This window comes from Phaeovulum sp. (assembly GCF_041596715.1).
Lineage (GTDB): Bacteria > Pseudomonadota > Alphaproteobacteria > Rhodobacterales > Rhodobacteraceae > UBA6213.
Genome location: NZ_JBFHIA010000275.1, coordinates 1 through 3,659, shown reverse-complemented (window position 1 = coordinate 3,659; position 3,659 = coordinate 1). Strand labels below are relative to the sequence as shown.

Sequence of the window (3,659 nt, the reverse complement as noted above, 5' to 3'; positions counted from 1 at the left end):
GTCTAGATCTGGGCAAAGTCGCAGGGCCGCACGAAGATCATCCCGAAAGCGGCTCTCTTCCAGCAAAAAACGCACTGCTTCGTGTCGGCGGGCTATCTCGGCAAGATTGCGCGACGGGGCGGCAATGCGTCGCTCCATCAATCGCCCGCCTGCTGCCGTGACGCTGCGGTCAATCACCGCCAGAAGCGAGCCTTCTCGCCCACCTGAAAGTGCCTGCGTCAGCTCAAGGTTGCGCCGGGTCGCTGCGTCGATCTGCATGGCGCTCGTCGCGTCTTCGCGCTGTGGCGCGTGCAGCAGCGGCAATTTGCCGCGCTGCGTCAGCTCCAGATAGTCGGCAATGGCCCCCATCGCGGCCATTTCGGCGCGCCTAAAACTGCCAAACGCGTCAAGCGTGCGCACCGCGAACAGCGCGCAAAGCCGTTTCTCTGCATTCTGGCTGTCAAAACTCGCACGCGCCAGCGGCGTAAGCGCGGCACGTGACTCGGTAACCAAGCCTTCCAAATCAGCCTGATGCGTTTCGCTGACCAGAACTTCACGGGGTGCCAATCGCGCCAGCTCTGGGGCAAGCCGCACCAGCGGGCAGGGCATCACCCGAAACTCGCCTGTCGAAATATCGACCCAAGCCAGCGCCGCCTCATCACGCACCTCGGCCCATGCGGCGAGAAAATTGTGCCGCCGCGCTTCTAGCAGGCTTTCCTCGGTCAGCGTGCCGGGTGTGACCAGCCGCACCACTTGCCGCGCCACAACCGATTTTGCGCCGCGCTTGCGCGCTTCAGCCGGGTTTTCCATTTGCTCGGCAATCGCCACGCGAAACCCTTTGCGGATCAGCGTCAGAAGATAGCCTTCGGCGGCATGTGCAGGAACGCCGCACATCTGAATATCTTGGCCAAGATGCTGCCCGCGTTTTGTGAGCGCTATGTCCAGCGCCGCAGAGGCCGCGACCGCGTCCTCGAAGAACATCTCGAAAAAATCGCCCATGCGATAAAACAGCAAGGCACCGGGGTTTGCCGCCTTGATTTCAAGGTATTGCGCCATCATTGGCGTGACTGCATCGCTGCTCATCTTCGGCCTTGTTTTCCCCGCACCTGCTCTTTCTAGTGGCGCACAACGCGAAAGCAAACCGATCCGACCAAAAGCGCGCGGAAATCCTTCAAAGCGCGCGCCGAGGGCGCTTGCGAACCTTGTGGGTGATGTTACGGCATTGGTTCGGGGCATTGCCTTGCTTGCTTGCCCACTTGTGGCGCGGGGGCGGCTTTTTGCCGCGAAACTACGCATTTGCCGCGATTCGGGCTGCGTGCGCCTATTAAGTTGCGGGTTTTGGCCCTTGCCGGGCCCAGTGCGACGCTTGGCCTTGCGCTGCAAGGTTGAGGCAAGGCCGAAGCGGGCGTATGCAACGCTGAACGCATGAGGAATCGCGCCATGACAAGCAAGCACCGTATCACACCGGAAGAAGCGCTCGCCTATCACCACGAGCCGCGCCCCGGAAAATACGAGATCGCGGCCACCAAGCCGATGACAACGCAACGCGACCTCAGCCTTGCCTATAGTCCCGGCGTCGCTGTGCCAGTTCAGGCAATCGCCGATGCGCCCGAAACCGCCTATGACTATACCGTCAAGGGCAACATGGTGGCCGTAGTAACAAACGGGACCGCCATTCTGGGCATGGGCAACCTTGGCGCACTGGCCGCAAAGCCGGTGATGGAAGGCAAGGCGGTTTTGTTCAAGCGCTTTGCCGACGTAAACGCGATCGACATCGAGCTTGATACCGAAGACCCCGAAGAGATCATTCAGGCCGTAAAGCTGATGGCCCCGACCTTCGGCGGCATCAACCTTGAAGACATCAAGGCGCCGGAATGTTTCATCATCGAGCAGCGTCTGAAAGAAATCTGCGACATCCCTGTGTTTCACGATGACCAGCACGGCACTGCGGTTATCTGCGCGGCCGGGATGATCAACGCGCTCGAAATAACGGGCAAGCGGATCGAAGATTGCAGCATCGTGCTGAACGGTGCCGGTGCGGCTGGGATTGCCTGCCTAGAGCTGCTCAAGACCATGGGCGCGCAGCACGACAACTGCATCATGTGCGACACCAAAGGCGTGATCTATCAGGGCCGCACCGAAGGTATGAACCAGTGGAAATCGGCCCATGCCGCGCGCACCGACGCGCGCACACTTGTTGACGCCATGAAGGACGCTGACGTTTTTCTTGGCGTTTCAGCAAAGGGTGCGGTGACGCCCGAAATGGTGGCCAGCATGGCCCCGAACCCGGTCATTTTCGCCATGGCGAACCCTGACCCAGAGATCACCCCGGAAGAGGTGCACGCCGTGCGCAGCGATGCGATCGTGGCGACCGGGCGATCCGACTACCCCAATCAGGTCAACAACGTTTTGGGCTTTCCCTACCTTTTCCGCGGCGCGCTCGACATCCATGCCCGCGCGATCAACGACGAGATGAAACTGGCCTGCGCACACGCACTTGCTGCGCTGGCGCGCGAAGATGTGCCCGACGAAGTGGCAATGGCCTATGGGCGCAAGCTGAACTTTGGGCGCGATTACATCATCCCCACGCCATTCGATCCGCGGCTGATCTATACGATCCCGCAGGCGGTGGCGAAAGCGGGCATGGAAACTGGGGTGGCGCGCCGCCCGATTATCGACATGGCGACCTATGAGCTAAGCCTCAAGGCACGGATGGATCCGACAGCCGCGATACTGCAAGGTATTCACAGCCGCGCCAGAGCGGCGCAGGCCCGAATGATCTTTGCCGAAGGCGACGATCCGCGCGTATTGCGCGCGGCGGTGGCGTGGCAACGCTCTGGCCAAGGCAAGGCGTTGGTCGTGGGGCGCGAGCTGGATGTGAAGGCCAAGCTCGAAGCAGTGGGGCTGGGCGATGCGGCGCGCGAGTTGACCGTGGTGAACTCGGCCAACACCCGCCACATCGAGGCCTATCGCGATTTCATCTATCGTCGCCTGCAACGCCGGGGTGTCGATCGTGAAGATGCGCACCGTCTTGCCAACCGCGATCGCCATGTATTCGCGGCGCTTATGCTGGCGCATGGGCACGGCGACGGCATGGTCACTGGTGCTACCCGAAAGGGCGCGCATATCATGGCGATGATCAACCACGTTTTCGATGCAAAAGCCTCGGACGGCGCAGTTGGCATAACCGCGGTGCTGCACAAGGGCCGGATCGTGCTGATCGGCGATACGCTGGTGCACGAATGGCCTGATGAACACGACCTTGCCGATATCGCCGAGCGCGGCGCGCAGGTCGCGCGCGGGCTTGGGCTGGTGCCGCGTGTGGCATTTCTATCGTTTTCGACCTTTGGTTACCCGGTCAGCGAGCGGGCAACGAAGATGTATGAGGCCGCCAAGGTGCTTGATGGCCGCCGCGTCGACTTCGAATACGAGGGCGAAATGACCGTGGATGTCGCGCTCAATACCGAGCAGATGGCCAATTATCCCTTCTGCCGCCTGACCGGGCCAGCCAACGTGCTGGTGGTTCCGGCGCGCCACTCTGCCTCGATCTCGATCAAGTTGATGCAAGAAATGGCGGGCGCAACGGTGATCGGGCCAATTCTGACAGGGGTAGAGAAACCCATCCAGATCTGCTCTTCCTCCTCGACCGTGAACGACATTCTCAACATGGCCGCAATCGC

1 protein-coding gene and 1 pseudogene are annotated in these 3,659 nt (G+C 61.2%); one reads left to right on the top strand and one right to left on the bottom strand.

Annotated elements, in window-relative coordinates; translation table 11 throughout:
* Window positions 1-1,062: pseudogene (locus ABY403_RS14490) on the bottom strand (DNA mismatch repair protein MutS); the annotation flags it as partial.
* A 357-nt stretch (window positions 1,063-1,419) separates the two neighbouring features.
* Between ABY403_RS14490 and ABY403_RS14485 the strand changes: the two are divergent.
* On the top strand, window positions 1,420-3,659 hold a 2,240-nt coding region (locus tag ABY403_RS14485), incomplete at its 3' end, for an NADP-dependent malic enzyme (protein WP_372841529.1).